This window comes from Streptomyces sp. NPDC111802 (assembly GCF_055634335.1).
In genome coordinates, this window is record NZ_JBVKCZ010000014.1 from 105,925 (window position 1) to 128,249 (window position 22,325).

Sequence of the window (22,325 nt, forward strand, 5' to 3'; positions counted from 1 at the left end):
GCCGTGTCCGCAAAGTCCCGCCTGCCCCGCGAAGCCCGGCACATGCTCTCGCCGCACCGGGCGGAAGCCCAAGTACGTCCAGTACGAGGGCTTCCGCCCGGCACGCCGAGAGCACGCACCAGACGCCGCGGGGCCCGCCCTCCGGGCGGACGACGGGATTTTGCGGACACGGCCTAGGAGGCGCGGGGCTCCCGGGCGTGCACCGCGCGGCTCAGCCGCCGTCCCAGCAGGACGTAGCCGACCAGGGCCCCGGCGGTGTTGAGGATGACGTCATCGATGTCGAAGGCGCGCCCCGTGACCAGCGCGCCCTGCGCGAACTCGACGAGGAGCATGACGGTCGCCGTCAGCAGCAGGACGCGCAGGACGCCGCGTGTCCGCGGAGCGACGACGGGGACGAGGATGCCGAAGGGAACGCCCAGCAGCACATTGCCGCCGATCTGCCGTACGGCGTCGCGCAGTTCGGGCTGGTCCAGATAGGCCTGCAGGGTGCTGCCCGGCCGCAGGTTGGTGTGTGTCAGGGCCTCCGAGGCGGGCGAGGGCAGCAGGGTGAGCTTCGCCAGTACGACGGCGAAGGCGACCATGAACGCGAAGGCGCACAGCATCGCCACCAGCCGGGCGAGCACGCGCAGGGGGCTTCGCCCGGATCGCGGGGGGCGCCCGGCTTTGGCGGGCCGCTCTGCCTTGGAAGGGCCCTTGGACTTACCGGACCCCTTCGACCTGCCGGCCCCCTTCGACTTGGCGGCACCACCGGACTTCGCGCCGCTCGCCGACTTGCGGCCGCTCGCGGACGATTTGGCGGTGCCTGCGGGTTTGGGAGTGCCGGGGTGCGACGCGGCACGGGAATGTGGGGTTCCACGGGCCATGCGGTCCTCCAGTCTTCAACTTCCCATTGTTGTAAGGGGATTACCCCGGTACCGCGATGCGATGCCCACCGTGCCGCCGACCGGACGCGATCCTGACCGGTTTCCCCTCACGCTGTCGGGGCACTCCTGCGGGGACCCGCGCGTGCCGCCGCCCCTGTCACCGGGGGCGGTGCTTGGATGACGCGGAGCGAAAACGGACATCTGGCCCGCGGAGGTGGCGTATGAACCGGCGTACGGCGCTCTTCAGGACGGCCGAGTTCCTGGCCTGGTGGGCCGCGCTCGCTCTGCTGTGGCTGGTCCTCATCAGCGCCGTGGACACCTTGGAGCTCGCGGTCGGCGCGGGCGTCGCCGGCCTGGCAGCGCTCGCCGCGGCCGCCGCACGCCGGGCGGTGACCGGACGATGAACGGCTGGCTCCTCGCGGCGACCGTCGTGCTCGGCGGGGGAGTGGGCGCCGCCCTCTGGGGCGTCGCCACCGGCCCGCTGCGCCGCCGCGCCGTGGCCCAGAACCTCTCCACCGCCCTGGCCTGCCCCGGACTGCTCCTGCTGGCCCAGGGCTACGACCGCCCCGCGTATGTCGATGTCGCCCTGGTGCTCGCCCTGCTCGGCCCGGTGGGCACCCTGGTCTTCGCCCGTCTGCTCGCCGACGAACTCGCCGACGAACTCGCCGACGAACTCGCTGGCGACCCCCCGCGCGCCTGGGGCCTGACCTGGGCGGTCGCGGGGCTCGGCGCGGTGGTGGTCCTGGCGCTGTGCGCGGCGACCGGACCGAGCCGGGCGATGGTGAAGCTCCTCGTCACCGGCACGCTGTTGATCGGCGGAAACGTCGTCGCCTCCCGCGCGCTGTCCGGCGGTTTCGCGGGGGTGCGCGGTGGCTGACGCGGTGATCGTCGTCGCGCTGCTGCTGGTCGCCGTCGTCGCGACCGTGGCCGTACTGGTCCGCGACCCCGTGCGCCAGGCCCTGGTGCTGGCCATCCTCGGCGTGGCGCTCGCCGTGCTGTTCACCGTGCTGCAGGCACCCGACGTCGCCCTGTCGCAGTTGGCGGTCGGCAGCGCCCTCACCCCGCTGTTGCTGCTCCTGGCGGTCCGCAAGGTCAAGCGGCGCAAGGGGCGTGAGCGGTGAACCCGCGCACCCGGCTCGGGCTCGTCGCCATCGGCCTCGCCGGCCTCGCCGCGCTCTTCGTCGCGGCCTGTCTGCGGCTGCCGGACTTCGGCGGCGACCGCCACCCGTACGGCGACCGCGCGGTGTGGGCATCCCTCGACCGGCACACCGCGAACGCCATCGCCTCCGTCAACTTCGACCAGCGCGCCTTCGACACCCTCGGCGAGATGACCATCCTGTTCGCGGCCGTCGTCGGCTGTGTCGTCCTGCTGCGCCAGGCCCGCGACGAGCACCGCGCCCGGCCCGAACCCGCCGACGTGGCCCCACCCGTACGCCGCTACGCCCTCCTCGTCCTGCCGATCGCCCTGGTGGTCGGCCTGTACGTCATCGCACACGGACAGCTCAGCCCCGGCGGCGGCTTCCAGGGCGGCGTCGTCACCGCGACCTCCCTGCACCTGCTCTACCTCGGTGCCGACTACCGCGCCCTGGAACGCATCCGCCCGATCGGCCTGTACGAGGTCGGCGACGCCCTGTCGGCCTCGGCCTACCTGGTCACCGGCCTGGCGGGCCTCATCGGCGGCACCGCGTTCCTCGCCAACACCCTGCTGCCGTACGGCACGTTCAACACGCTGTCCTCCGGCGGCACCGTGCCGCTGCTGAACGCGGCCGTCGGCATGGAGGTCGCCTGCGCGGTCGTCGTGCTGCTCGCCCGCTTCCTGGACCAGGCCGTCGAGATCGAGGAGGAGAACGCGAAGTGAGCGCCGTGATGGACGTCGTGCCGTACCTGGTCGCCGCGTGGGTCTTCCTCGTCGGCTGCTACGGCCTCGCCACCAGCCGCAATCTGATCCACGCCGTCGGCTGTCTGTCCGTGTGCCAGAGCGGCACCTATGTGCTGCTGCTGGCCGTCGGCTACCGCGACGACGCCACCGCCCCCGTGTTCTCCGACATCGAGCCCGGCTCACGCCCCGTCGTCGACCCGGTCGTCCAGGCGCTGGCCCTGACCGACGTCGTCGTCGGCGCCACCGTCACCGCCCTGCTGCTGGCCCTCGTCATCCAGGTCGCCAAACGGCACGGCACTGTCGACCCCGACGAACTCTCGGAGCTGCGCGGCTGATGAACGACCTGCTGCCGCTGCTCGTCGCCGTACCGCTCCTCGGGGCCGCCCTGCTGGTCGCGGGCGGACGCCTCCTGCCCCGTGTCCTCGCCGAATCGCTGGGCTGCGCCGTCTCGGCGGGCACCGCGGGGCTCGCGCTCGTGCTGCTGCTGAACTCCTCGCCGCCGATGGCCGAATGGGTCGGCGGCTGGACGCCCGTCAACGGCCGCAGTGTCGGGATCGTCCTGCTCGGGGACGGCCCGGGGCTCGGCATGGCGGCCCTGGCCTCCCTGCTCACCCTCGCGGCCCTGGTGTACTCCTGGCACTACTTCGACGAACCCCCGCGCCGGCACGCCGGCTCGTTCCCCGCGCTGATGCTGCTGTTCCAGGCCGGCATGTGCGGATTCTCGATCGCGGGCGACCTGTTCAACGCGTTCGTGTGGTTCGAGCTGATGAGCGTCGTCGCCTACGCGCTGACCGGCACCCGGGTCGAGGAGGCCAAGGCCGTGCAGGGCGCGCTGACCTTCGCGGTCGTCACCTCCCTCGGCGCGTACGCCATGCTGATGGGCATCGGACTGCTCTACGCCCGCACCGGCGAGCTCGCCATGGCGCAGATCGGCCGCGGCCTGGACGCGCACGGGCCGCCGGACGCGCTGGTCCTCGCCGCCTTCGTCCTCGTCCTGACCGGTCTGCTGGTCAAGGCGGCCGCCGTCCCCTTCCACTTCTGGCTCCCGGACGCCCACGCCGTCGCCCCCACCCCGGTGTGCATGCTGCTGTCAGGGGTCATGGTCGAACTCGGCGTCTACGGCGTCTGGCGCGCGTACGGCACGGTCTTCGCCGGACCCGGTGGCATCCCGGCGGCCGACCTGGAGCGGGTGCTCCTCGTGCTGGGTGCGGTGACGGCGGTGATCGGCGCGGTGATGTGCTGGTACCAGCGGCATATCAAGCGGCTGCTGGCGTACTCGACGGTCGCCCACACCGGGCTGTTCCTGATCGGCATCGGCGTGCTGAAGCCCGAGGCCGACGACGGGATCGCGCTGTACGTCCTCGGACATGCCGGAGTGAAGGCCGCGCTGTTCGCCTGTACGGGCATCCTCCTCGACCGGTACGGCAACGTCGACGAGCACGCCCTGCACGGCCGGGCCCGGGAACTGCGCGGCGTCGCCGTGCTGTACGCGGTCGGCGGGCTCGCGCTCGCCGGGCTCCCGCCCTTCGGCACCGGGTTCGGCAAGGCCGTCACCGAGGAGGCCGTGGGCGGCCCGCTCACCGTGCTGTATGTCGCCGCGTCCGCCGTCACCGCGGGGGCGGTGCTTCGGGTCGCGGCCCGGGTGTTCCTCGGGCTCGGCCCGACGCCCGAGGAGGGCACCCAGTTCGAGACGACCGGGGTCGCGGACCGGCCCGAGACCCGGCACCGGCTCGGCCGGATCCCCGACACCATGACCGCCGTCCCGGCCGTGCTGCTCGCCGGGGCGCTGGCTGTCGGCGTGGGCCCCGGCCTCGGCGAGGTGGTGTCGCGTGCCGTCAACGAGGCCGGGTCCGGCGGTGCCGTGGTCCCCGCACCGCACTGGAGCCCGGCCGGTGTGCTGCTGGACCTCGCCTCGACGGCACTGGCCCTGGGGCTCGCCGCCGTGGCGGTCACCCGGCCGGGGCTGCTCGCCGCCCCGGACCGGGCAGCGCCGCTGAGGCGCCTGCAGTCCGGGCACGTCGGGGACTACGTGGCCTGGCTGCTGGTGGGCGCGACCGTGCTCGGGGCACTGGCCCTGCCCGGGCTGCTGACCTGAGGGATCAGGCCGCGTAGGTCACCTTCACCTCCTTGAAGCCGAGGGAGTGAAGCAGTCCTTCGAGCATGTTGGTGGTGTTGGTCTCCGCGCGTTTGGTCAGCCCGCTCTGCTTGGCGGCGTCGCCGATGTGCCGTACCGCCAGCTTCTGCACGGCCTGCTCGCTGTTCGGGTTGTCCGAGAAGAGGTCGCCGAGCCGGTCGAGGAGACCGCGCTGCTTGGAGACGGCGTAGGAGCGGTCGGGGTCGAGGGACGGTTTGCCGAGGGCGGCGTGCGGCAGGCGGAGGGTGGCGGACGTACGGTCGCCGTTGACCGTGACGTCGTCCTCGCCGAGCTTTCCGAGGTCGACATAGGCGTCCACGGTGCCCGCGCCGACGTACAGCGTGCGGGAGCCGCGGATCGCGTCGGGCAGGAACTTGGCGTCCTTCTCCAGATCCACGACGATCTGGAAGTTGCCGGAGGCGGCGTCGTAGCGGCTCATGTCCTGGATGGACTGGAGCAGCGCGGGACCCGAGCGGTCGTTGGTCTCGGTGCCGAACAGGTCCTTGAGGCCGGGAATCACGCTCAGCCGGATCCCGGCGAAGAAGACGACGAGCACGAGCACGAGAGCGCTCACCGCCTTCGCCCAGCCGGGCATGCGCTTGTTGATGCGCTTGATGGGAGTCGTCATGTCGACGTTCCTCCTTCCCTGCTGTTCGGATACCCCCAAATCCCTTGTCGGACCGATTCGTTGGCCGAATTGCCGCCCCCTGACCGGAGCGGGGGCGGCGCACCAGGGTGGTGATCAGGGCGGAGAGCACCTCCCGGCGGGCTTCCGCCCATGCATCACACACCGTGCCCGGCCATGAGCCGCAACGTTTCTGCAGACGTCAGTAGCATGAGTCCGCCAGCCGGAATGATCATGCGAGGAGCGGATCGTGCGAGAGATCGCCGTGTTCAGCGGTAGTGCCCACCCCGAACTTGCGGCGGAGGTCTGCTCTCACCTTGGGGTGCCGCTCAGCCCGACCCGGGTCAGCCGGTTCGCCAACGACTGCCTGGAGGTACAGCTTCAGGCGAACTGCCGGGAACGGGATGTCTTCCTGATCCAGCCCCTGGTCCGGCCGGTCCAGGAGCACCTGGTCGAGCTGCTGCTGATGTGCGACGCCGCACGCGGGGCGTCCGCGCGCCGGATCACCGTCGTCATGCCGCACTACTCCTACGCCCGCTCCGACAAGAAGGACGCGCCGCGTATCTCCCTCGGCGGCCGGCTCGTCGCCGATCTGATGGTCGCGGCCGGCGCGAGCCGCGTCCTTGCCATGACCCTGCACGCCCCTCAGGTGCACGGCTTCTTCACGGTGCCGGTCGACCACCTGCACGCGCTGCGCGAGCTCGCCGCGCACTTCCGGCAGTACGACCTGAGCCGTACCACCGTCGTCTCGCCGGACCTCGGCAACGCCAAGGAGGCCGCCGCGTTCGCGCGGCTGATCGGCGCCCAGGTGGCCGCCGGGGCCAAGCAGCGGTTCGCGGACGACCGGGTCAGCATCAGCTCGGTCATCGGCGATGTGACCGGCCGGGACGTCATCATCCTCGACGACGAGATCGCCAAGGGCAGTACCGTCCTCGAACTCCTCGCCCGGCTGAGGGAGTTGGGTCCGCGCTCGATCAGGGTCGCCTGTACGCACGGCCTGTTCGCGTCCGGCGCGCTGAAGCGGATCGGTGAGCAGCCGGACGTACTGGAGATCGTGTGCACCAACACGGTGCCGATCCCGGCGGAGCAGCGCATCGAGAAGCTGCGCGTGCTCTCCATCGCCCCGGCGCTCGCCGAAGCGGTGCGCCGTATTCACAACGGGGAGTCCGTCAGCGCCCTGTTCGACGCGCCGGGAACCGAATAGACAGCCCCCTCATAACGTGCCGGACCTGGCCTCGGGCCGGCCCAGGGCCGCGTCCGGCGTCGGATGCGGGGGCAGCAGCCGGGACAGGCCGGTGATCTTCAGGACGCGCAGGGTCAGCGGGTGGGTGCAGACCAGGTGCAGCTGCCCGCCGTGGTCGAGCACCCGGCTGCGGGCCCGGTACAGCAGGCGCAGCCCCGAGCAGTCGAAGAACTCGACGCTCCTGAGGTCGATCACGATCCGCGCGTCCGGGTGCGTGGTCACCCGGTCCAGATACGGGGCTATCTCCACCGCTGCCGCGATGTCGATCTCGCCGAGGAACTCCAGCACCGTGTGGTCCCGGTGCCGGTGGACGCGCAGATGCCGGCTGAACGGCGCAGGATCCTGCTGCACGACGACATCGCCTCCAACCTGTCCACTTGGGGCGGGCTGCTCAACACCAGTCCCCGCACTGCAAGTTACCCTCGATCGAGCGAATCTGAGCATGTTCGATTGACATATGTCTTTGAATTGCGACAGATGATTCGCCGGATGTTCGGAAGGTGACTACGACAGCGCGTGCCACGCCTTGGACAGCGCCTGACGAAACTGTTCCGTCTGGTGGGCCGTGAGGTCGCGCACCATCCGTTCCTCCAGTTCCCGTACGGGACCTTCGTGCCGGGTGAGCAGCTCGCGGGCCGCGTCGGTCAGCAGGATCAGCAGCTCCCGGCGATTGCGCGGATTGCGCTCCCTGCGGACCAGTCCACGGCTCTCCAGGCTGCGCAGGAGATCGGCGATCGACTGCGCCGTGACGAAGGAGTCGCGGGCCAGCTGTGCGGCCGACAGTCCGTCGTGCCGCTGGAGGACGGTGAGCGCGGTGTACTGCAGCGCCGTGATCCCGGACGGTTTGACCAGCTCGTCCAGGTGGGAGCGGACGACGAGCTCCACCTGCTTCACCATGTAGAGCAGCGACGGTGGTGCCTTGGTTGCCTTGGTGTCGAGCATGCGTTCAGCCTAGAGCATTGACAGGAAACCTGTCTGTAATGAGACTGCGAACACACAGGAATCCTGTTTGTTGAAATCTTGGCGATAAGGCTGAGGAGTGGCGATGACCACCTTCGAGATCGAACCCGGTCGGCTGTTCATCGGGGGCCGGTGGCACGAGGCCGCCGACGGAGCGCGCACCGAGGTGGTCGACCCGTCCCGCGGTACGGTCGTCACCACCGTCGCGGACGCCGGCGCCGCCGACATGGACGCGGCCGTGCGCGCCGCGCGGGAGGCCTTCGACGACGGCGCCTGGTCCGGGCTGAGCGGCCGCGAGCGCGGCAGGGTGCTGCACCGCGTCGCCGAGCTGATCCGGGAGAACGCCGACCGGATAGCCGAGCTGGAGAGCCGTGACGTCGGCAAGCCGATCACCCTCGCGCACGCCGTGGACGTCACCAACGCGGCCAACGACTACGAGCACTTCGCCGCCCTCGCCCACACGCTCGACGGCTCCGTCCGCGACACGCCCATGAACGCCCTCGCCTACGTCCGTCGCCGGCCGATCGGCGTGGTCGCGGCGATCACGCCGTACAACTTCCCGCTGATCCTGGCCGGTTCGAAGATCGCCCCGGCGCTCGCGGCCGGCAACACGGTGGTGCACAAGCCGGCCGAGGAGACCCCGCTCAGCGCCCTCTACATGGCCGAACTCTTCAAGAAGGCGGGTGTCCCCGACGGCGTCGTCAACGTCGTCACCGGCGGCCCCGCGGCCGGCGAGGCGCTGCTGCGGCACTCCGGCGTCGACAAGGTCGCCTTCACCGGCTCGACCTCGGTCGGCCGGAAAGTCGCGGCCGTCGCCGGTGAGTCGCTCAAGCCGGTCACCATGGAACTAGGCGGCAACGCGGCCCACGTCGTCTTCGAGGACGCCGACCTGGAGAAGGCCGTCGGCGCGATCATCAAGGGCTTCGTCTTCAACACCGGGCAGTTCTGCATGGGCGGACCCCGGCTGCTGGTGGCACGCCAGGCCTACGGCACCCTGCTCGGCATCCTCGCCGACGCCGTGCCCGGCGTGCCGATCGGCGACCCCCGCAAGCCCGAGACCGTGATCGGCCCGATGGCGGGGGAGCGGCATCTGCGCAAGGTCGAGGAGTACGTCGAACTGGCCCGCAAGGACGGCGGCCGCATCGTCTGCGGCGGTGAGCGGCTCGACCTCGACGGCGGCTACTACTACCAGCCCACCGTGATCGCCGACCTGCCGAACGACTCCCGGGTCATCCAGGAGGAGATCTTCGGCCCCGTCCTCACCGTCCAGCCCTTCGACTCCGAGGACGAGGCGATCGAGCTCGCCAACTCCACGCCGTACGGACTGGCCTCGGGCGTCCAGACCGGCAACCTGGCCCGCGCGCACCGCGTCGCCGACCGGCTGGACGCCGGCATCGTCTGGGTCAACGACTGGGCGATGCTCGACCCCGCCGTCCCCTTCGGCGGCGTCAAGGCATCCGGGTTCGGCCGTGAGTACGGCCCCGAGGCGCTCGACGCCTACACCACCACCAAGTCCGTCGTCGTCTCGCTCGACTGAGCGCCCCCGCCAAGGAGTTCGTAGGATGCCCATCCCCACCCGCGCTGCCGTCGTCGAGTCCGGCGGAGCCCCGTTCACCCTCTCCGACGTCGAGCTCGACGAGCCCGGACCGCACGAGACCGTCGTCCGCATGGTGGCGACCGGCCTGTGTCACACCGACCTCGGCGTGGCGAGCGGCGGACTGCCCTTCCCCCTCCCCGGCGTCCTCGGGCACGAGGGCGCGGGCGTCGTCGAGGCCGTCGGCTCGGCCGTGACCGGCGTCGCGCCGGGCGACCATGTCGTGCTGTCCTTCACCTCGTGCGGGGAATGCCGCAACTGCCGCGGCGGCCACCCGGCGTACTGCGCGACCTGGCTGCCGCTGAACCTCATCGGCGGGCGCCGGGCCGACGGCAGCAGCACGATCAGCCGGGACGGCGCGGAACTCGGCGGCCACTTCTTCGGACAGTCCTCCTTCGCCGAGCGGGCGCTGGTGGACGAACGCAGTCTGGTGAAGGTCGACCCGGATGTGCCGCTCGCCTCGATCGCCCCGCTGGGCTGCGGAGTGCAGACCGGTGTCGGCGCCGTCTGGAACGTACTGAAGCCGGTCACCGGCAGCACCGTCGTCGTCCTCGGCGCCGGAGCCGTCGGCCTGTCCGCCGTCATGGCGGCCGCCCTCACCCCCGCCACCAACATCGTCGCCGTCGACCGGGTCGGCGAACGCCTCTCGCTGGCCCAGGAGTTGGGCGCCACCCACACCGTCAACGCCGCCGAGGCCGACCTCGCCGAGACGCTCGCCGAGATCACCGGCGGCCAGGGCGCGGACGGCGTCGTGGAGACCACGGGCAACGTCGGCGTACTGCGCCAGGGCGTCGACGCGCTCGCCGCCCGCGGCACCCTGGTCGTCGTGGGCGCCCCGCCGTTCGGCACCGAAGTCGCCCTGGACATCAACGGGTTGCTCGGCGGCAAGCGGATCGTCGGCCTCACCCTCGGGGACGCGGAGACCCAGACCTTCATCCCGGCCCTGGTCCGGCTGGTGAAGGAAGGCCGGCTCCCGCTGCACCGCCTGGTCAGCACCTATCCGTTCACGGACATCGACCAGGCGGTGCGGGACATGGGCGCGGGCAAGGCGATCAAGCCCGTGCTCACGTTCTGACTCAGTCGACCGTCAGGACCAGCTTCCCCGCCGTCCGGCCGGTGTCGCCCAGCGCATGCGCCTTGGCGGCATCGGCCAGCGGGAACGTACCGGCGATCGTGGGGCGCAGCTTCCCCGTCTCGACAAGCTCCGCGATCGCCTTCATGCCGCTGTGCGAGGCGTCGACGAGCATCCGCAGCGCCCGGACGCCGAGCCGCTCGGCCTCCGCGTAGAAGTCGTCAGAACCCACCGGCAGGATCGAGACGACGACGCCGCCCGGCCGCAGCACCCGCAGCGAGCGCGTGGCGTTGTCGCCGCCGATCGTGTCCAGGACGACGTCGACGTCCTTCACCGCCTCGACGAAGTCCGTCTCCCGGTAGTCGATCGCCTCGTCGACACCGATCTCCCGCAGGAAGTCGTGCTTGCCCGCGCTCGCCGTGCCGATCACGTAGGCGCCCCGCGCCTTGGCGATCTGCACGGCCACATGCCCGACGCCGCCGGCCGCCGCGTGGATCAGCACCCGCTGACCCGGCCGCAGATCGGCGTACTCGACCAGGGCCTGCCACGCGGTCAGGGAGACCAGCGGCAGCGCGCCGGCCTGGGTGTGGTCGATCGAGGCAGGCTTGTGCGCGAAGGTACGCGCCGGGGCGGTGACGTACTCGGCGTGCGAGCCGTGGCCGAAGGGGTAGGACAGCATCCCGAAGACCTCGTCGCCGGGCTGGAACCGGGCCACGCCGATCCCGACCGCCTCGACCACGCCGGACACGTCCCAACCCAGGACGAAGGGCGGCTCGCCCAGGAAACCGCCGGTCGCGCGGTGCTTCCAGTCGGTCGGGTTGACGCCCGCGGCGCGTACCCGCACCAGGACCTCGTTCGGGCGCGGCTCCGGCCGCTCCAGTTCCACTTCCTTCAGGACCTCGGGACCGCCGAGGACGTCCTGGCTGATGGCTCGCATGGTGTTCACAGTGCTCATGGTGAACCAGCCTGCCGGGAGCCGCCGCGCAAGAAAATGGCACGATTGCCAAGCTTCGATAGGATCGTGCCATGAGCGGTGAACTGCATGTGGAACGGGTCGTGGTGCTGGCGCTGGACGGCGTCTACCCCTTCGAGCTGGGCATCCCCAGCCGGATCTTCGGCGCGGCCGACGGCCGGTACGAAGTGCTGACGTGCAGCGTCGACGGCCGGCCGGTGCGCAGCAACGCGGACTTCACGATCGGCGTCCAGCACGGCCCGGAGATCCTCGCCACGGCCGACACCGTGGTGATCGCCTCCGTCGCCGACGCGTACATTCCCGTCGAACTGTCCGCCGAGGTCGCCGCCGCGCTCACGTGGATCCGCCCGGACGCGCGCATCGTGTCCATCTGCACCGCCGCCTTCGTGCTCGCCGAGGCGGGCCTCCTGGACGGGCGGAGGGCAACCACGCACTGGCGGGTGACCGGCCTGTTCCGGCAGCGGTTCCCGCAGGTCGACCTGGACCCGGACGTCCTCTTCGTCGACGACGGCCGCGTCCTCACCTCGGCCGGCGCCGCGTCCGGCGTCGACGTGTGCCTGCACATCGTCCGCAGCGACCACGGCAGCGAACTGGCCAACACCGTGGCCCGGCGCTGCGTCGTGCCGCCCTTCAGGGACGGCGGCCAGGCCCAGTACATCGAGCAACCGGTCCCGCAGAGCGGCGCCGCGAGCACCGCCGCCACCCGCGCCTGGGCCCTGGAGCACCTCGACGAGCCCCTCACCCTGACCGACCTAGCGAGCCATGCCCGGATGAGCCTGCGCACCTTCGCCCGCCGCTTCAACGAGGAGGTCGGCCTCAGCCCCGGCCGCTGGCTGATCCAGCAGCGCGTCACCCGCGCCCGCCACCTGCTGGAGTCCAGCGACCTTCCGGTCGACCGGATCGCCGGCCAGGTCGGCTTCGCCACCGCCGCCTCCCTGCGCCAGCACCTGCACGCCGCGATCGGGGTGTCACCCCAGGCGTACCGTCGCACGTTCCAGACGGCCGCCGTCCACTAGCCGCGAAGGTCCGGCGGCGGGTGGTCGATTTGGTCAACTGTTCAGGTCTGTAAAGGCATTTGTCGATGTACGTGCCCTTGGCTGACAGTGATGGAACCCTCACTTCCGTCAAGGCTCGAGGTTGATCCTTTTGCGTTCAAACCCGATAAGCTCCCGTTCGGCGCTGCGAGTTGACTCGGTCGTGAACGGTCATCTCGCGGTGCGTACTCATGAGTGCGATCGCCTAGCACACCCCCCTTGTTCGATCGTCGCCTCGAAGGATGCAGATGGAACTCGCCACACCGCCGCCGGCGGCGCGGCCCCCTGTCGCCTGGTACAGCTGGTGGCTCATGCCACTCGCTTTAGGAGGTGGGACCGTTGCCGCCACGTTCATGAGCTCGGAGCGAATAACCACCGCCGTCGCCGGCGCCGCCGCCACCGCCGCCAGCTCCGTGTGTGTACGCCTCCTGCTCCGCACCCGGACGCAGCTGCGCCGGACCGAGGGCGACTTCCGCACCTCGCAGGCCGAGCACTCCCAGCAGTGGCAGCAGCATGTGGTGGGCCTGGAGCGGAAGTACAACGCCGAGCGCGCCGCACTGGAAGGCCGTCTGGCCGAACAGTCCGGTGCCTACGAGGCCCAACTGGCCGAACAGGCCCGCGCGTACGAGGAGCGACTGGCCGAGGAGAGCGGCTCCTACGAGGAGCGGATCGCCGCCCAGGCCCGGTCCTACGAGGCCCAGCTCGCCGACCAGGCCGAGATCTGGCAGGAGCAGCTGGCCCACCAGCTGCAGGCCGTCACACGCCTCGCCGACGAGCAACTGCCCGACGCGCTGCGCCGACTGCGCGAGGGCGACTCCATCGACGACGTCCTGCCGAGCGTCAACCAGTGCGCCAAGGTCAGCGCCGAGCTCCAGACCAACCTGCGCAAGGTCCTGCGCACCTCACTGATCGGCGTCGAGGAGGAGTTCAACCGCTCCACCTCCGCCGAGCAGGCCGTGGTCGGCATCGGCAACCGTATCCACGTGCTGACCAGCAAGCTCCGCGGCCGGCTGCACGACCTCCAGGGCGAGCACGGCCGGCTGCCGGCCGTCGCCCGCGGCCTGATGGAGCTCGACCAGGCGATCGGCCCCGCCGACTGTCTCGCCGCCAGCATCAGCGTCCTCGGCGGCTCGGACCGGCCCGGCCGCCAGTGGCAGGAGCCGCAGCGCCTGCTCAGCGTGGTCCGCGGCGGTATCGGCCGGATCAAGGACTTCCACCGGATCGACGTACGCCATCTGCCCGAACTCGGCGTCGACGGCGGCCTGGTGGACCACCTCACGCTGATCTTCGCCCACCTCCTGGACAACGCCGCCCGCTACTCGCCGCCCACCGAGCCGGTGGTCGTCTCCGGCAAGGAGGTCCCGAACGGCGTCGGCATCGAGATCCAGGACTCCGGCAAGGGCCTGAGCGAGGAGAAGAAGCGCGAGGCCGAGCACGCCCTCTCGGGCACCGCGCAGGGCGCGGGCCTCGGCGGTATCTCGGAGGACGCGAACATCGGTCTGCGCGTCGTCGGTATCCTCGCCCGCCGGTACGGCATCCGCGTCACCTTCGCGGACTCGCCGTGGCTGGGCACCTCGGTGGTGGTCGTGGTCCCGCACAAGTACTTCAGCCCGCTGCCCGCGGCCGCCTCCGCCACCCCGGCGGCGACCGCACCGACGGCACAGGCCGGCGCCTCCGCCCCGGCCCGCGAGCCGGACGTCGTCACGACGACGGCCCCGGCCGACCCCGCCGACGCCGTGGACACCACGCCGGGCGGCCTGCCCCGACGCCGCAGCAAGCGGCACGAGGCGGGACGCCACGAGCCGGCCGAGCGCCTGGAGCGGACCGAGGAGACGACAAGTGTCGTCGCCGTGCCGCCCGACGCGTCCTTCGCCGGCCTGGCCGCCTTCGCCACCGCGGGCCGCGAGGCCGGCGAGGAAGGCGCGACGGCCGACGGCCGCGAGTCCACCGAGCAGCACCGCACTGAAGAGAGCGACTAGTCCCCATGACGCAACAGGGAACCGACGTGAGCTGGGCGCTCCGCGACCTGGTGGAGAGCATCCAGGAGATCAATTTCGCCCTCGTGGCCTCCAGCGACGGCAAGGCCATCACCTCCTACGGTGCCGAGGACCCCGACGACGTGGACCGCTTCGCGGCCGTGGTGGCCGGCCTCCAGGCGCTGGCCCAGCCGGTCGCCGAGCAGTTCCCCAAGTACGCGGGGCAGCTCAGGCTGGCGATGATCGAGGTCGACGGCGGCCACCTCTTCGTCGTGCGGGCCGGTGTGGAGACCTATCTCGGCGTCCTGGCCCGGGAGGGCCTCGACCAGGGCCTGCTCGGCCATCAGATGAGGGACCTGGCGCGCAGGATGGGCGAGTTGCTCGGCACCACTCCGCGCCTGGAGGAGCACTCTGGATGAGTGCTCCCCGCCGGCCCACGAATCCGTCCGGTCTTGAGCGCTACTACGTCCTCACGCGGGGCCGTAGCGGGCCGGGCGGTTCGGCGTCGAGTCTCGACGTGGCGACCCTCATCGTCTCCCGCACCGCCCCCGGACCGGGGATGCAGCACGAGCACGAGGAGATCCTCCGGCGCTGCCGCGATCCGCTGTCGGTGGCCGAACTCGGCGCCCACCTCGGACTGCCCTTCAACATTCTCGCGGTGCTGCTGACGGATCTGCTGGAGGCAGGCCGTGTCGAAGCCCGTGATCCCATCCCGGCGCACGGCGTCGGTCGCGGGCCCGACCTCGCGCTCCTTGAGGAGGTACTCAGTGGACTTCAAAGGCTTTGACCAGCCCGGCGGGCCCGGTGCCGGCGGCACCCGCTCGGTGAAGGTGATGATCGCCGGCGGCTTCGGCACCGGGAAGACCACCATGGTGCGCTCGGTGAGCGACATCAAGCCGCTTACCACCGAGGAGACGCTCACCCAGGCCAGTGCCGACGTCGATCACCTCATCGGCGTCGCCGACAAGACGGAGACCACCGTCAGCCTGGACTTCGGCAAGATCAGCCTCAACGACAGCCTGATGCTGTACCTGTTCGGCACCCCCGGGCAGGAACGCTTCTGGTTCCTGTGGAACGGCCTGTTCAAGGGCGCCCTCGGCGCGGTCGTCCTGGTCGACACCCGCCGGCTCGCCTCCAGCTTCCGGGCGATCGAGGAGATGGAGCGGCAGGACGTGCCGTTCGTCGTCGCGCTGAACGTCTTCCCCGACTCCAAGGACTACCCGGTCGAGGAGATCAGGGACGCCCTCGACATCTCCCCGCACATCCCGGTCGTGGCCTGCGACGCCCGCGACCGGGCCTCCAGCCGTGACGTCCTCGTCGCCCTGATACGCCACTTGAAGGATCGCTCAGCCGTCGCCCTGGAGTCCCGATGAACGCCCAGCCCTTAAACGATCCCGATGCGCCCCGCGGTTGCCCCTTCGGTCATGGGACCGACGTCACCAGGCTGTTCGGCCCGGAGGCGGCGACCGACCCGGCCGGCATCTATGAGCGGCTGCGCAAGGAGCACGGCTCCGTCGCGCCGGTGCTGCTGGAGGGCGACATCCCCGCCTGGCTGGTACTGGGCTACCGGGACAGCCGGCGAGTGCTCAACAATCCCCTCCAGTTCCCCCGGGACGCGCGGATCTGGCGGGACTGGCGGGAAGGCCGGGTCGCGGAAAACTCTCCACTGGTTCCCATGCTCGCCTGGCGCCCCGACTGTGTGTCCCAGGACGGCGAGGCTCACCGCCGACTGCGCGGTGCCGTCAGCGACGGGCTGCAGTCCGCCGCCGGCCGCGGTGTCCGGCGCCACGCCACGCACTTCGCCAACAAGCAGATCGACGCGTTCGCGGACTCCGGCCGCGCCGATCTGGTGGCGGACTACGCCGACTATCTGCCGATGCTCGTGATCGCCCGCGTTCTGGGGCTTGCCGAGGCGGAAGGGCGTCGCCTGGTCGAGTCCTGCGCCCAGGTGATGAAGGGCGGCGAGGACGCCGTCATGCACGACGGTGTGATCAGGGAGATCTTCGGTGAACTCGCCGAGCGCAGGCGGTCCGAACCCGGTTCCGACCTCGCCACCGGCCTGCTGGAGCATCACGCGGCACTCGACCACGACGAGGTCGTGGCCCACCTGCGCGCGGTGCTGATCGCTGCGCACGTCACGACCAACCTGCTGGCCCGGGTGCTGGAGCTGGTCCTGACCGACGCCTCCCGGCTCGCCGGGCTGATCAGCGGTGAGCTGAACATCTCGGCGCTGATCGAGGAGGCCATGTGGAACTCTCCGCCGTTGGCCGTCCTGCCGGGGCGCTTCGCCGCCAGCGATGTCGAACTGGGCGGGCACCGCATCGAGGAGGGCGACCTGCTCGTGCTCGGTCTCGCCCCGGGCAACCTTGACCCCGCGATCCGGCCCGACCCGGGTGTCTCGGTGCACGGCAACCAGGCACACCTGGCTTTCGGCGCGGGCCCGCACGAGTGCCCCGGGCAGAACATCGGGATGTCCATCATCGAGATCGCGGTGGACGTCCTGCTGCACCGTCTGCCGCGCCTGCGCCTGGCCGTGCCGCCGGAGGAGCTCACCTCGACCGCGTCCACCTGGATGTCCCTGCTGGACAGCCTGCCGGTCGAGTTCGAGGTATAGCCCTCAGACGCCGCTGCCCGGACGGGTAACCCGTCCGGGCAGCGGCATCTACTGGTTTCTGGAACAGGATTGAGGCGTCAGCCGTCGAGCCAGTCGCCTGCGAGGTCCGTGGGACGGTATCCCGTGGCGTTCCAGAGGAAATGCGGGTGGGCACAGCCGAACATGTAGGCGAGCAGTGCGGTGTCCTCCCTCCCGGTCTCACGCTCGTGCAGGGCGTAGAAGAACTCAGATCCGACTGCGCCGGAGTCTTGTTGGACATCACGAGCGCGGGCCGTGGACGGTGCGGCGCTGGATGCCTCCACGGCGGCGATGTACGTGCGGCGCAGGATCTCCCATGTGCTGTCGGTGTTGCCGTGCCAGGGGCCGTGCAGTGCTTCGAAGGCATGGAGCTCGGCGTCGAAGAGGGGCCATGTCTCGGGGTATTGGGCTTGGCAGCGAGCGGACAGCTCGGCGGTCCGGGGGCTCAGAGCTGGTGCGGTGGGCCGCGGGGCGATGGTGAGGGTGGTGCCGTGGGTGAGGATGCCGGTGCATGCGTTGGGCTGAAGGTCGCACAGCGGGCAGTCCTGGGCCGGGGGGAGGCTCTGGGTGATGCCGTCGAACCACAGGGCGTGGCGGCCCGTGAGCCCCAACCAGACGATGGTGCTGGTCATCAGCCACGTGTTCCACATCGGGGGATGCGCCTCGGGCATGCAGCCGTACTTGATGAGGGCAATGGCGCTGGCAGCGTAGAGGGCCTTGGTGTGGGAGGGCATGTCGGCGAGCCAGAAGTTGCTGATCTCGCCGGTGAGGGCGTCTGCTCGTACGTCGACCATGTCGTCGACGACGCGGCACAACAGCAGGGAGGCGAGGTGTTCTTCCTGCCAGAGTTCGGTGTCGGGCGAGACATGCCAGAACAGGCAGTCCATCATCTGCAGGAGCGAGTAGGTGCTCTGGCTCAGTGGGTTGGTCTGGGGGAGTACGACGCTGCCCGCGTGATGCTGTTGGAGCCAGTACTCGTCGACGGAACGCTTATGGGCTGCGTAGAGTCCGCAGACGAGGGCCCGTGCGGTGTTGGTGCTGAAATTCTCGGCCAAGCGGCCTTCGATGAGTTGGGTGAGGTGCGTGGTGTCTATGGTGTCGATCACGCGTTTGTATTCGTGGAAGAGCAGGATGTCGTCCTCGAAGCGGTGGCGGTAGCCAAGGTCTCGTTCAAGGTCGTTCATCTGGCGGGCCAAGACCCATCCACCGGTCAGGACGCTGTCGAGTTCCCGGTGGTACGGCCAGGTCTTGACGGTGAGGGGACGACCGGCGCTCTGCCGCCAACCGTAGTCAGCCAGCGTGCGTGCGGGGGGCGTGGGCAGCCGGCGGCACAGGGGGCACGTGCAGGCGGTTGTTTGCTCCTCCTCGCGCGGCGGGGTGAGTGCCCGGCTCCTCCAGGCCCCTTCCAGCATCATGCAGGTCAGTCGGCAGACCTCAATATCGGTGCTGACTTGGGGGAAGGCCGCTTCGATCACGCGCAGGCTGGTGTCGAGTCGCCTCAACCTGGCGTAGCCCTCCTCGTCGGGCGGGAGGAACGCGCGCGGCGCCATATGGAGGGCTCCCTCCACATGCAGCGTGGTGCTGGAGTGGGGGGATCCGAGTGCGTCCAGCCGCTGCTGAGCGGCGTTCTGGCAATCTCGGTACTGCTCCGTGCACCCATTGACGTGTTTCGCAAAGAGGCGGGCCAGGTTGTTCCCCGCCTCCGCCGGCTGGAGCTGGGCGCTTGGCTGCGCCGGGAGCAAGCTGTCGGTGGACGTCTCCGGACCACCGCCTACGACTCGAGAATTCACACCGGTCTCCCTTCAAGCTGTGGTCCTGGCAACGGAATCGATCGGCCGTGGTTGCCCGCCCGGTTCTCGAACGCGGCGAGCCGCTCGTCCACGGCAGATTCATCCGCGACACCGCCGGCGGCCTCCCATGAACGGCCCGCCCTTGTCGAAGGGGAGATCGAACCGGACGTCCTGCGGCATGTGTTTCCTTTCGGGAGAGGGCAGCGCAAAGTCCCCCCGCTCCTGCGCGCGGGCGGTCACCGTGACCGCCCGCGCACTCGAACTGGGTTTCGTGATACGAAAGTTGAACCGCAAAGCGCTACGAGACTGCCCAGAGCGTAAATGATCTACGCGTAACCGGACCGTGATGTCCGTTACTGCTCAAGCCTCTTGAGCTGCGTATACTCGCGCGCCCCCGATGTAAGTGAGAGATACACGGGTTTCCGCGATCGCCTCGACCGGCCCGTCGAACGGATCGCGGTCCAGGACCACGAGGTCCGCCAGCGCTCCCGCGCGCACCTCGCCCGTGTCGTCGAGGTGGTTCACATACGCCGAGCCTGCCGTGTAGGCCGTGAACGCCTCGGCGAGTCCGATGCGTTCGCCGGGCAGGAACACCGGCGTGTCGTCGGCGTCGGGTGTCATGCGGTTGACCGCGACATGGATCCCCTGGAGCGGATCCGGGCTGCTCACCGGCCAGTCGCTGCCCGCCGCCAGCCGCGCGCCGGAGCGCAGCAGCGTGCCGAACGGATACTGCCACGCGGCCCGTTCGGGCCCCAGGAAGGGAATCGTCAGCTCGTCCATCTGCGGCTCGTGCGCGGCCCACAGTGGCTGGATGTTCGCCGTCGCCCCGAGCCGGGCGAACCGCGGCACGTCGGTGGGCTGGACGACCTGGAGATGTGCCAGGTGGGGCCGCGTGTCGCTCGGTCCGTTCACGGCGCGCGCGGCCTCGATCGCGTCCAGCGCGTCGCGTACCGCCCGGTCGCCCAGGGCATGAAAGTGGCACTGGAAGCCGAGCGCGTCCAACTCGGTGACGTACTTGGGCAGTTGTTCGGCGTCGATGAAGGCGGTGCCCCGGTTGGCGGTGGCGCAGCCGCACTTGTCGAGATAGGGGTCAAGGAGCGCCGCGGTGCCGGTCTCGGCGACGCCGTCCAGCATCAGCTTGACGCTGCCCGCCCGGAAGCGGCCGTGGCTCAACGCCTCGCGCCGCTCGACCAGTTCGGGAATCTGCTCCGCGCCACGCTCCCGGTCCCACCACAGCGCGCCCACGACACGCGCGGTCAGCGAGCCGTCCCGGGCGGCGGCCAGATACGCCTGCGACGGGTCGTCCATGCCGAGGAACTCCCCGACCAGCGCGTCCTGCCAGGCGGTGATGCCGAGCGCGTGCAGATGCCGCTGGGCGTGCAGCAGGGCCGCCACCCGGTCCGCCGGCGTGGCGGCCGGGGTGAGCCGCCCCACCAGCTGCATCGCCCCCTCCTGCAAGGTCCCGCTCGGCTCACCCGAGGCGTCCCGGTCGATCCGCCCGTCGGCCGGGTCGGGCGTGTCGCGCGTGATGCCCGCCAGCGCGAGGGCACGGCTGTTGACCCAGGCGCCGTGATGGTCACGGTTGGGCAGATACACCGGCCGGTCGGACACCACCGTGTCCAGCAGCTCCTTCGTCGGCGTACCGCCCTCGAATGCCTCCATCGACCAGCCGCCACCGTTGATCCACTCCCGCTCGGGGTGCGCGTCGGCGTAGGCGCGCACCGCGGCGAGGGTGTCAGCCGCCGTCTTCGTCTCTGTCAGGTCGCACTGGCTGAGCTCCAGCCCGGCCGGCACCGGATGCACATGCGCGTCCTGGAACCCGGGCAGCAGCAGCCGCCCGGCGAGGTCCACCACCTCGGTCCGCGGTCCGGCGAGATCGTGCACCTCCTGGTGTCCTACGGCCGTGATGCGGTCGCCGGTGACGGCCACGGCGGTCGCGGTGCGGCCCTCGGGGGTGAGTACGGGGCCGCCGGTGAAGAGGAGATCTGCGTGCATGTTCCGTTTCCTGGTAGGGAGTTATCGGGAGGTGGCGAGAAGCCGCGGCGCGTCGGCGTCGGTGCCCTTGCCGGTGCGGAAGTACGGCGACCTGCGCACCCACCGGGCCCACGCGGCTGCCACGAAGCCGGACGCGATCATCGCCAGGGGAGTGACGAGCAGGAACCAGCCGTTGTCCGCGCTGACTTCGAAGTGGTCCGCGGAGGTGTAGAACGACCAGCCGAGATACCCGCCCAGTCCGAGCAGCACGGCCGCGCTCAGCGTCGGCAGGACCACCGCGCGCACCCCCTGCCGCCAGTCCTCGCGCAGCAGCGCGCGGAACCGCACGGCTGCCGCGAGGGCCGTGAGGGCGTACGACAGGGCGACCACGATGCCCACCGCGCTCACCGTCGCCATGATCATGTCGGCGAGCCGGGGGATGACCAGCGCCAGCCCCGCCACCGCCGCCGCCAGCGCGCCGATCAGCACCGTCCCGGCGGCCGGAGTCCCGTACCGGGGGCTGACCTTGGACCACACCGGCCCGAGCGTACGGTCCCGGCTCATCGCGAACATCGCCCGGGCCGTGGGGATCACTCCGGCCTGCAGCGAGGCGACCGCCGAGAACATCAGGGCGATCAGGGGGAGCGCGGCCCACGGCTGGGACGCCAGCCGGTCGCCGAAGAAGGCGAGGCCCTCGGCGCCGTGGCCGACCAACTCCTCCTCGGACAGCACGCGTTGGAAGGCGAGTGAGCCGAGCAGGAACAGCGCCAGCATGGTGAACAACGTGGTGGTTCCGGCCCGGGACGCGTCGCGCGGGTCGCGCACCTCCTCGTTGACGCTGAACGCGGACTCGAAGCCCCAGTAGCAGAACACCGACAGCAGCATCCCTTGCGCGAGCGCGGTCGCCGAGGGGATCGCGAACGGGTCGAACCAGCTCAGGCTGAAGTCGTGCGGGCCGGTGACGATGCCGTATCCGCAGAAGCCCAGCAGGACGACGTACTCGAAGACCAGCAGTCCGGCCTGCAGTCGCGCGGCGGTGCGGATTCCGGTCACGGCGGTCAGCGTCACGGCCGCCAGGACCAGGATGCCGAGCGCCGTGGTCTGCGCGGTCGAACCGGCGTCCAGCGCGAGCCCGCCCACCCGGTGCAGCCCGGCATCGCCCGCCAGCTGGATCAGGGCCGAGCCGGTGACCGCCGTGGTGTACGCGAGGAACGCCACCACGGCCACGATGTTCACCCAGCCGACCATGAAGCCCAGCCAGGGGGTGAGTGAACGGCCCACCCACACATAGCCGTTGCCCGCGTTGGGCTCGACCTTGTTGAGCCGGGAGTAGGCGCCCGCGATGCCGAGGACCGGCAGGAACGCCAGAAGCATGATCGCCGGCAGGTGCAGACCGACCACGCCCGCGGTGACCCCGAGGCCGATGCCGATGCTGGTGGTCGCGGCCGTGCTCGACGCGGCGATGGCGACGCCGTCCAGGACACCGAGGGTCTTGCGCAGCTCGGGCCGCGCTGGGGGATCGACGCTGTGGGGCTGCTGATCGGACATGACCGGTCTCCGCTCGCACCGGGGGCCT

Annotated in this window: 23 protein-coding genes; 15 read left to right on the plus strand and 8 right to left on the minus strand. The window is 70.7% G+C overall.

Annotation, left to right across the window (positions count from 1 at the left end):
* Window positions 1-173: 173 nt before the first annotated feature.
* A complete protein-coding gene (locus ACZ7NC_RS17815; protein WP_471489244.1) occupies window positions 174-863 on the minus strand; it encodes a VanZ family protein in 690 nt (229 codons plus the stop codon).
* Between the two features lie 221 nt (window positions 864-1,084).
* Between ACZ7NC_RS17815 and ACZ7NC_RS17820 the strand changes: the two genes are divergently transcribed.
* Genes ACZ7NC_RS17820 through ACZ7NC_RS17845 form a run of 6 tightly spaced genes read left to right on the plus strand, consistent with a single transcriptional unit; the run spans window position 1,085 to window position 4,837 of the window.
* On the plus strand, window positions 1,085-1,267 hold the full coding sequence (locus ACZ7NC_RS17820) for a hypothetical protein (protein WP_471489246.1): 183 nt from the start codon (window positions 1,085-1,087) through the stop codon (window positions 1,265-1,267).
* Window positions 1,264-1,740, plus strand: coding sequence for an MrpF/PhaF family protein (locus tag ACZ7NC_RS17825; RefSeq protein ID WP_471489248.1), 477 nt, complete (start codon window positions 1,264-1,266; stop codon window positions 1,738-1,740). The genes ACZ7NC_RS17820 and ACZ7NC_RS17825 overlap by 4 nt, the downstream gene beginning before the upstream one ends.
* Window positions 1,733-1,984, plus strand: coding sequence for a Na(+)/H(+) antiporter subunit B (locus ACZ7NC_RS17830; RefSeq protein WP_471489250.1), 252 nt, complete (start codon window positions 1,733-1,735; stop codon window positions 1,982-1,984). The genes ACZ7NC_RS17825 and ACZ7NC_RS17830 overlap by 8 nt, the downstream gene beginning before the upstream one ends.
* Window positions 1,981-2,721, plus strand: coding sequence for an MnhB domain-containing protein (locus tag ACZ7NC_RS17835; protein WP_471489252.1), 741 nt, complete (start codon window positions 1,981-1,983; stop codon window positions 2,719-2,721). Before ACZ7NC_RS17830 ends, ACZ7NC_RS17835 begins: the two co-directional genes overlap by 4 nt.
* Before the next feature lie 8 nt (window positions 2,722-2,729).
* The gene (locus ACZ7NC_RS17840; protein ID WP_471489404.1) at window positions 2,730-3,077 is read left to right on the plus strand and encodes a sodium:proton antiporter; all 348 of its coding nucleotides are present in this window, start codon (window positions 2,730-2,732) and stop codon (window positions 3,075-3,077) included.
* On the plus strand, window positions 3,077-4,837 hold the full coding sequence (locus tag ACZ7NC_RS17845) for a complex I subunit 5 family protein (protein WP_471489254.1): 1,761 nt from the start codon (window positions 3,077-3,079) through the stop codon (window positions 4,835-4,837). Before ACZ7NC_RS17840 ends, ACZ7NC_RS17845 begins: the two co-directional genes overlap by 1 nt.
* 4 nt (window positions 4,838-4,841) lie before the next feature.
* On the opposite strand, the gene ACZ7NC_RS17850 is transcribed toward ACZ7NC_RS17845, so the two are convergent.
* Window positions 4,842-5,504, minus strand: coding sequence for a DUF4230 domain-containing protein (locus ACZ7NC_RS17850; protein ID WP_471489256.1), 663 nt, complete (start codon window positions 5,502-5,504; stop codon window positions 4,842-4,844).
* Between the two features lie 247 nt (window positions 5,505-5,751).
* Here ACZ7NC_RS17850 and ACZ7NC_RS17855 point away from each other — a divergent pair, with 247 nt between their 5' ends.
* The gene (locus ACZ7NC_RS17855; RefSeq protein WP_471489258.1) at window positions 5,752-6,705 is read left to right on the plus strand and encodes a ribose-phosphate diphosphokinase; all 954 of its coding nucleotides are present in this window, start codon (window positions 5,752-5,754) and stop codon (window positions 6,703-6,705) included.
* A 9-nt stretch (window positions 6,706-6,714) separates the two neighbouring features.
* Here ACZ7NC_RS17855 and ACZ7NC_RS17860 read toward each other — a convergent pair whose 3' ends face one another.
* Together ACZ7NC_RS17860 and ACZ7NC_RS17865 are read right to left on the minus strand one after the other, a co-directional pair.
* Window positions 6,715-7,095 carry an anti-sigma factor antagonist gene (locus ACZ7NC_RS17860; protein WP_471489260.1) on the minus strand — a complete coding sequence of 127 codons (381 nt, stop codon included), beginning with the start codon at window positions 7,093-7,095 and terminating at the stop codon, window positions 6,715-6,717.
* Between the two features lie 153 nt (window positions 7,096-7,248).
* The gene (locus ACZ7NC_RS17865) at window positions 7,249-7,686 is read right to left on the minus strand and encodes a MarR family winged helix-turn-helix transcriptional regulator (protein WP_471489262.1); all 438 of its coding nucleotides are present in this window, start codon (window positions 7,684-7,686) and stop codon (window positions 7,249-7,251) included.
* A gap of 103 nt (window positions 7,687-7,789) precedes the next feature.
* On the opposite strand from ACZ7NC_RS17865, the gene ACZ7NC_RS17870 reads away from it, so the two are divergent.
* Together ACZ7NC_RS17870 and ACZ7NC_RS17875 are read left to right on the plus strand one after the other, a co-directional pair.
* Window positions 7,790-9,241: an aldehyde dehydrogenase family protein gene (locus tag ACZ7NC_RS17870; RefSeq protein ID WP_471489264.1), complete on the plus strand. Its 1,452-nt coding sequence runs from the start codon at window positions 7,790-7,792 to the stop codon at window positions 9,239-9,241.
* Between the two features lie 25 nt (window positions 9,242-9,266).
* A complete protein-coding gene (locus ACZ7NC_RS17875; protein WP_471489266.1) occupies window positions 9,267-10,373 on the plus strand; it encodes an NAD(P)-dependent alcohol dehydrogenase in 1,107 nt (368 codons plus the stop codon).
* A 1-nt stretch (window position 10,374) separates the two neighbouring features.
* On the opposite strand, the gene ACZ7NC_RS17880 is transcribed toward ACZ7NC_RS17875, so the two are convergent.
* Window positions 10,375-11,325 carry an NADP-dependent oxidoreductase gene (locus tag ACZ7NC_RS17880; RefSeq protein WP_471489268.1) on the minus strand — a complete coding sequence of 317 codons (951 nt, stop codon included), beginning with the start codon at window positions 11,323-11,325 and terminating at the stop codon, window positions 10,375-10,377.
* Between the two features lie 71 nt (window positions 11,326-11,396).
* Here ACZ7NC_RS17880 and ACZ7NC_RS17885 point away from each other — a divergent pair, with 71 nt between their 5' ends.
* The 6 genes from ACZ7NC_RS17885 to ACZ7NC_RS17910 all read left to right on the plus strand — a co-directional run bounded on the left by ACZ7NC_RS17885 (window position 11,397) and on the right by ACZ7NC_RS17910 (window position 16,967).
* Window positions 11,397-12,359: a GlxA family transcriptional regulator gene (locus ACZ7NC_RS17885; protein WP_471489270.1), complete on the plus strand. Its 963-nt coding sequence runs from the start codon at window positions 11,397-11,399 to the stop codon at window positions 12,357-12,359.
* A gap of 266 nt (window positions 12,360-12,625) precedes the next feature.
* Complete coding sequence (locus tag ACZ7NC_RS17890; RefSeq protein ID WP_471489272.1) at window positions 12,626-14,356, plus strand: ATP-binding protein; 1,731 nt, start codon at window positions 12,626-12,628, stop codon at window positions 14,354-14,356.
* Between the two features lie 5 nt (window positions 14,357-14,361).
* Window positions 14,362-14,772 carry a roadblock/LC7 domain-containing protein gene (locus ACZ7NC_RS17895; protein ID WP_031485587.1) on the plus strand — a complete coding sequence of 137 codons (411 nt, stop codon included), beginning with the start codon at window positions 14,362-14,364 and terminating at the stop codon, window positions 14,770-14,772.
* The gene (locus ACZ7NC_RS17900; protein ID WP_471489274.1) at window positions 14,769-15,140 is read left to right on the plus strand and encodes a DUF742 domain-containing protein; all 372 of its coding nucleotides are present in this window, start codon (window positions 14,769-14,771) and stop codon (window positions 15,138-15,140) included. The genes ACZ7NC_RS17895 and ACZ7NC_RS17900 overlap by 4 nt, the downstream gene beginning before the upstream one ends.
* Window positions 15,121-15,726 carry a GTP-binding protein gene (locus tag ACZ7NC_RS17905; RefSeq protein ID WP_471489276.1) on the plus strand — a complete coding sequence of 202 codons (606 nt, stop codon included), beginning with the start codon at window positions 15,121-15,123 and terminating at the stop codon, window positions 15,724-15,726. The genes ACZ7NC_RS17900 and ACZ7NC_RS17905 overlap by 20 nt, the downstream gene beginning before the upstream one ends.
* Complete coding sequence (locus ACZ7NC_RS17910; RefSeq protein ID WP_471489278.1) at window positions 15,723-16,967, plus strand: cytochrome P450; 1,245 nt, start codon at window positions 15,723-15,725, stop codon at window positions 16,965-16,967. Before ACZ7NC_RS17905 ends, ACZ7NC_RS17910 begins: the two co-directional genes overlap by 4 nt.
* Window positions 16,968-17,044: 77 nt before the next feature.
* Here the strand turns inward: ACZ7NC_RS17910 and ACZ7NC_RS17915 are convergent, their stop codons facing one another.
* From ACZ7NC_RS17915 to ACZ7NC_RS17925, 3 genes are all read right to left on the minus strand, one after another.
* Window positions 17,045-18,535: a hypothetical protein gene (locus tag ACZ7NC_RS17915; protein ID WP_471489280.1), complete on the minus strand. Its 1,491-nt coding sequence runs from the start codon at window positions 18,533-18,535 to the stop codon at window positions 17,045-17,047.
* A 600-nt stretch (window positions 18,536-19,135) separates the two neighbouring features.
* Window positions 19,136-20,770 (minus strand): amidohydrolase, encoded by a 1,635-nt coding sequence (locus tag ACZ7NC_RS17920; protein WP_471489282.1) that lies wholly within the window; start codon window positions 20,768-20,770, stop codon window positions 19,136-19,138.
* Window positions 20,771-20,791: 21 nt separating this feature from the next.
* The gene (locus ACZ7NC_RS17925; protein ID WP_471489284.1) at window positions 20,792-22,297 is read right to left on the minus strand and encodes an APC family permease; all 1,506 of its coding nucleotides are present in this window, start codon (window positions 22,295-22,297) and stop codon (window positions 20,792-20,794) included.
* Window positions 22,298-22,325 lie beyond the last annotated feature (28 nt).

Excerpts from the sequence above, each read along its gene's own strand:
- ACZ7NC_RS17815 (WP_471489244.1), bottom strand. The coding sequence starts at position 863 with ATGGCCCGTGGAACCCCACATTCCCGTGCCGCGTCGCACCCCGGCACT.
- ACZ7NC_RS17875 (WP_471489266.1), top strand. The coding sequence starts at position 9,267 with ATGCCCATCCCCACCCGCGCTGCCGTCGTCGAGTCCGGCGGAGCCCCG.
- ACZ7NC_RS17915 (WP_471489280.1), bottom strand. The coding sequence starts at position 18,535 with ATGGCGCCGCGCGCGTTCCTCCCGCCCGACGAGGAGGGCTACGCCAGG.
- ACZ7NC_RS17850 (WP_471489256.1), bottom strand. The coding sequence starts at position 5,504 with ATGACGACTCCCATCAAGCGCATCAACAAGCGCATGCCCGGCTGGGCG.
- ACZ7NC_RS17910 (WP_471489278.1), top strand. The coding sequence starts at position 15,723 with ATGAACGCCCAGCCCTTAAACGATCCCGATGCGCCCCGCGGTTGCCCC.
- ACZ7NC_RS17900 (WP_471489274.1), top strand. The coding sequence starts at position 14,769 with ATGAGTGCTCCCCGCCGGCCCACGAATCCGTCCGGTCTTGAGCGCTAC.
- ACZ7NC_RS17865 (WP_471489262.1), bottom strand. The coding sequence starts at position 7,686 with ATGCTCGACACCAAGGCAACCAAGGCACCACCGTCGCTGCTCTACATG.
- ACZ7NC_RS17890 (WP_471489272.1), top strand. The coding sequence starts at position 12,626 with ATGGAACTCGCCACACCGCCGCCGGCGGCGCGGCCCCCTGTCGCCTGG.
- ACZ7NC_RS17840 (WP_471489404.1), top strand. The coding sequence starts at position 2,730 with ATGGACGTCGTGCCGTACCTGGTCGCCGCGTGGGTCTTCCTCGTCGGC.
- ACZ7NC_RS17880 (WP_471489268.1), bottom strand. The coding sequence starts at position 11,325 with ATGAGCACTGTGAACACCATGCGAGCCATCAGCCAGGACGTCCTCGGC.
- ACZ7NC_RS17825 (WP_471489248.1), top strand. The coding sequence starts at position 1,264 with ATGAACGGCTGGCTCCTCGCGGCGACCGTCGTGCTCGGCGGGGGAGTG.
- ACZ7NC_RS17885 (WP_471489270.1), top strand. The coding sequence starts at position 11,397 with ATGAGCGGTGAACTGCATGTGGAACGGGTCGTGGTGCTGGCGCTGGAC.
- ACZ7NC_RS17845 (WP_471489254.1), top strand. The coding sequence starts at position 3,077 with ATGAACGACCTGCTGCCGCTGCTCGTCGCCGTACCGCTCCTCGGGGCC.
- ACZ7NC_RS17920 (WP_471489282.1), bottom strand. The coding sequence starts at position 20,770 with ATGCACGCAGATCTCCTCTTCACCGGCGGCCCCGTACTCACCCCCGAG.
- ACZ7NC_RS17820 (WP_471489246.1), top strand. The coding sequence starts at position 1,085 with ATGAACCGGCGTACGGCGCTCTTCAGGACGGCCGAGTTCCTGGCCTGG.
- ACZ7NC_RS17895 (WP_031485587.1), top strand. The coding sequence starts at position 14,362 with ATGACGCAACAGGGAACCGACGTGAGCTGGGCGCTCCGCGACCTGGTG.
- ACZ7NC_RS17925 (WP_471489284.1), bottom strand. The coding sequence starts at position 22,297 with ATGTCCGATCAGCAGCCCCACAGCGTCGATCCCCCAGCGCGGCCCGAG.
- ACZ7NC_RS17870 (WP_471489264.1), top strand. The coding sequence starts at position 7,790 with ATGACCACCTTCGAGATCGAACCCGGTCGGCTGTTCATCGGGGGCCGG.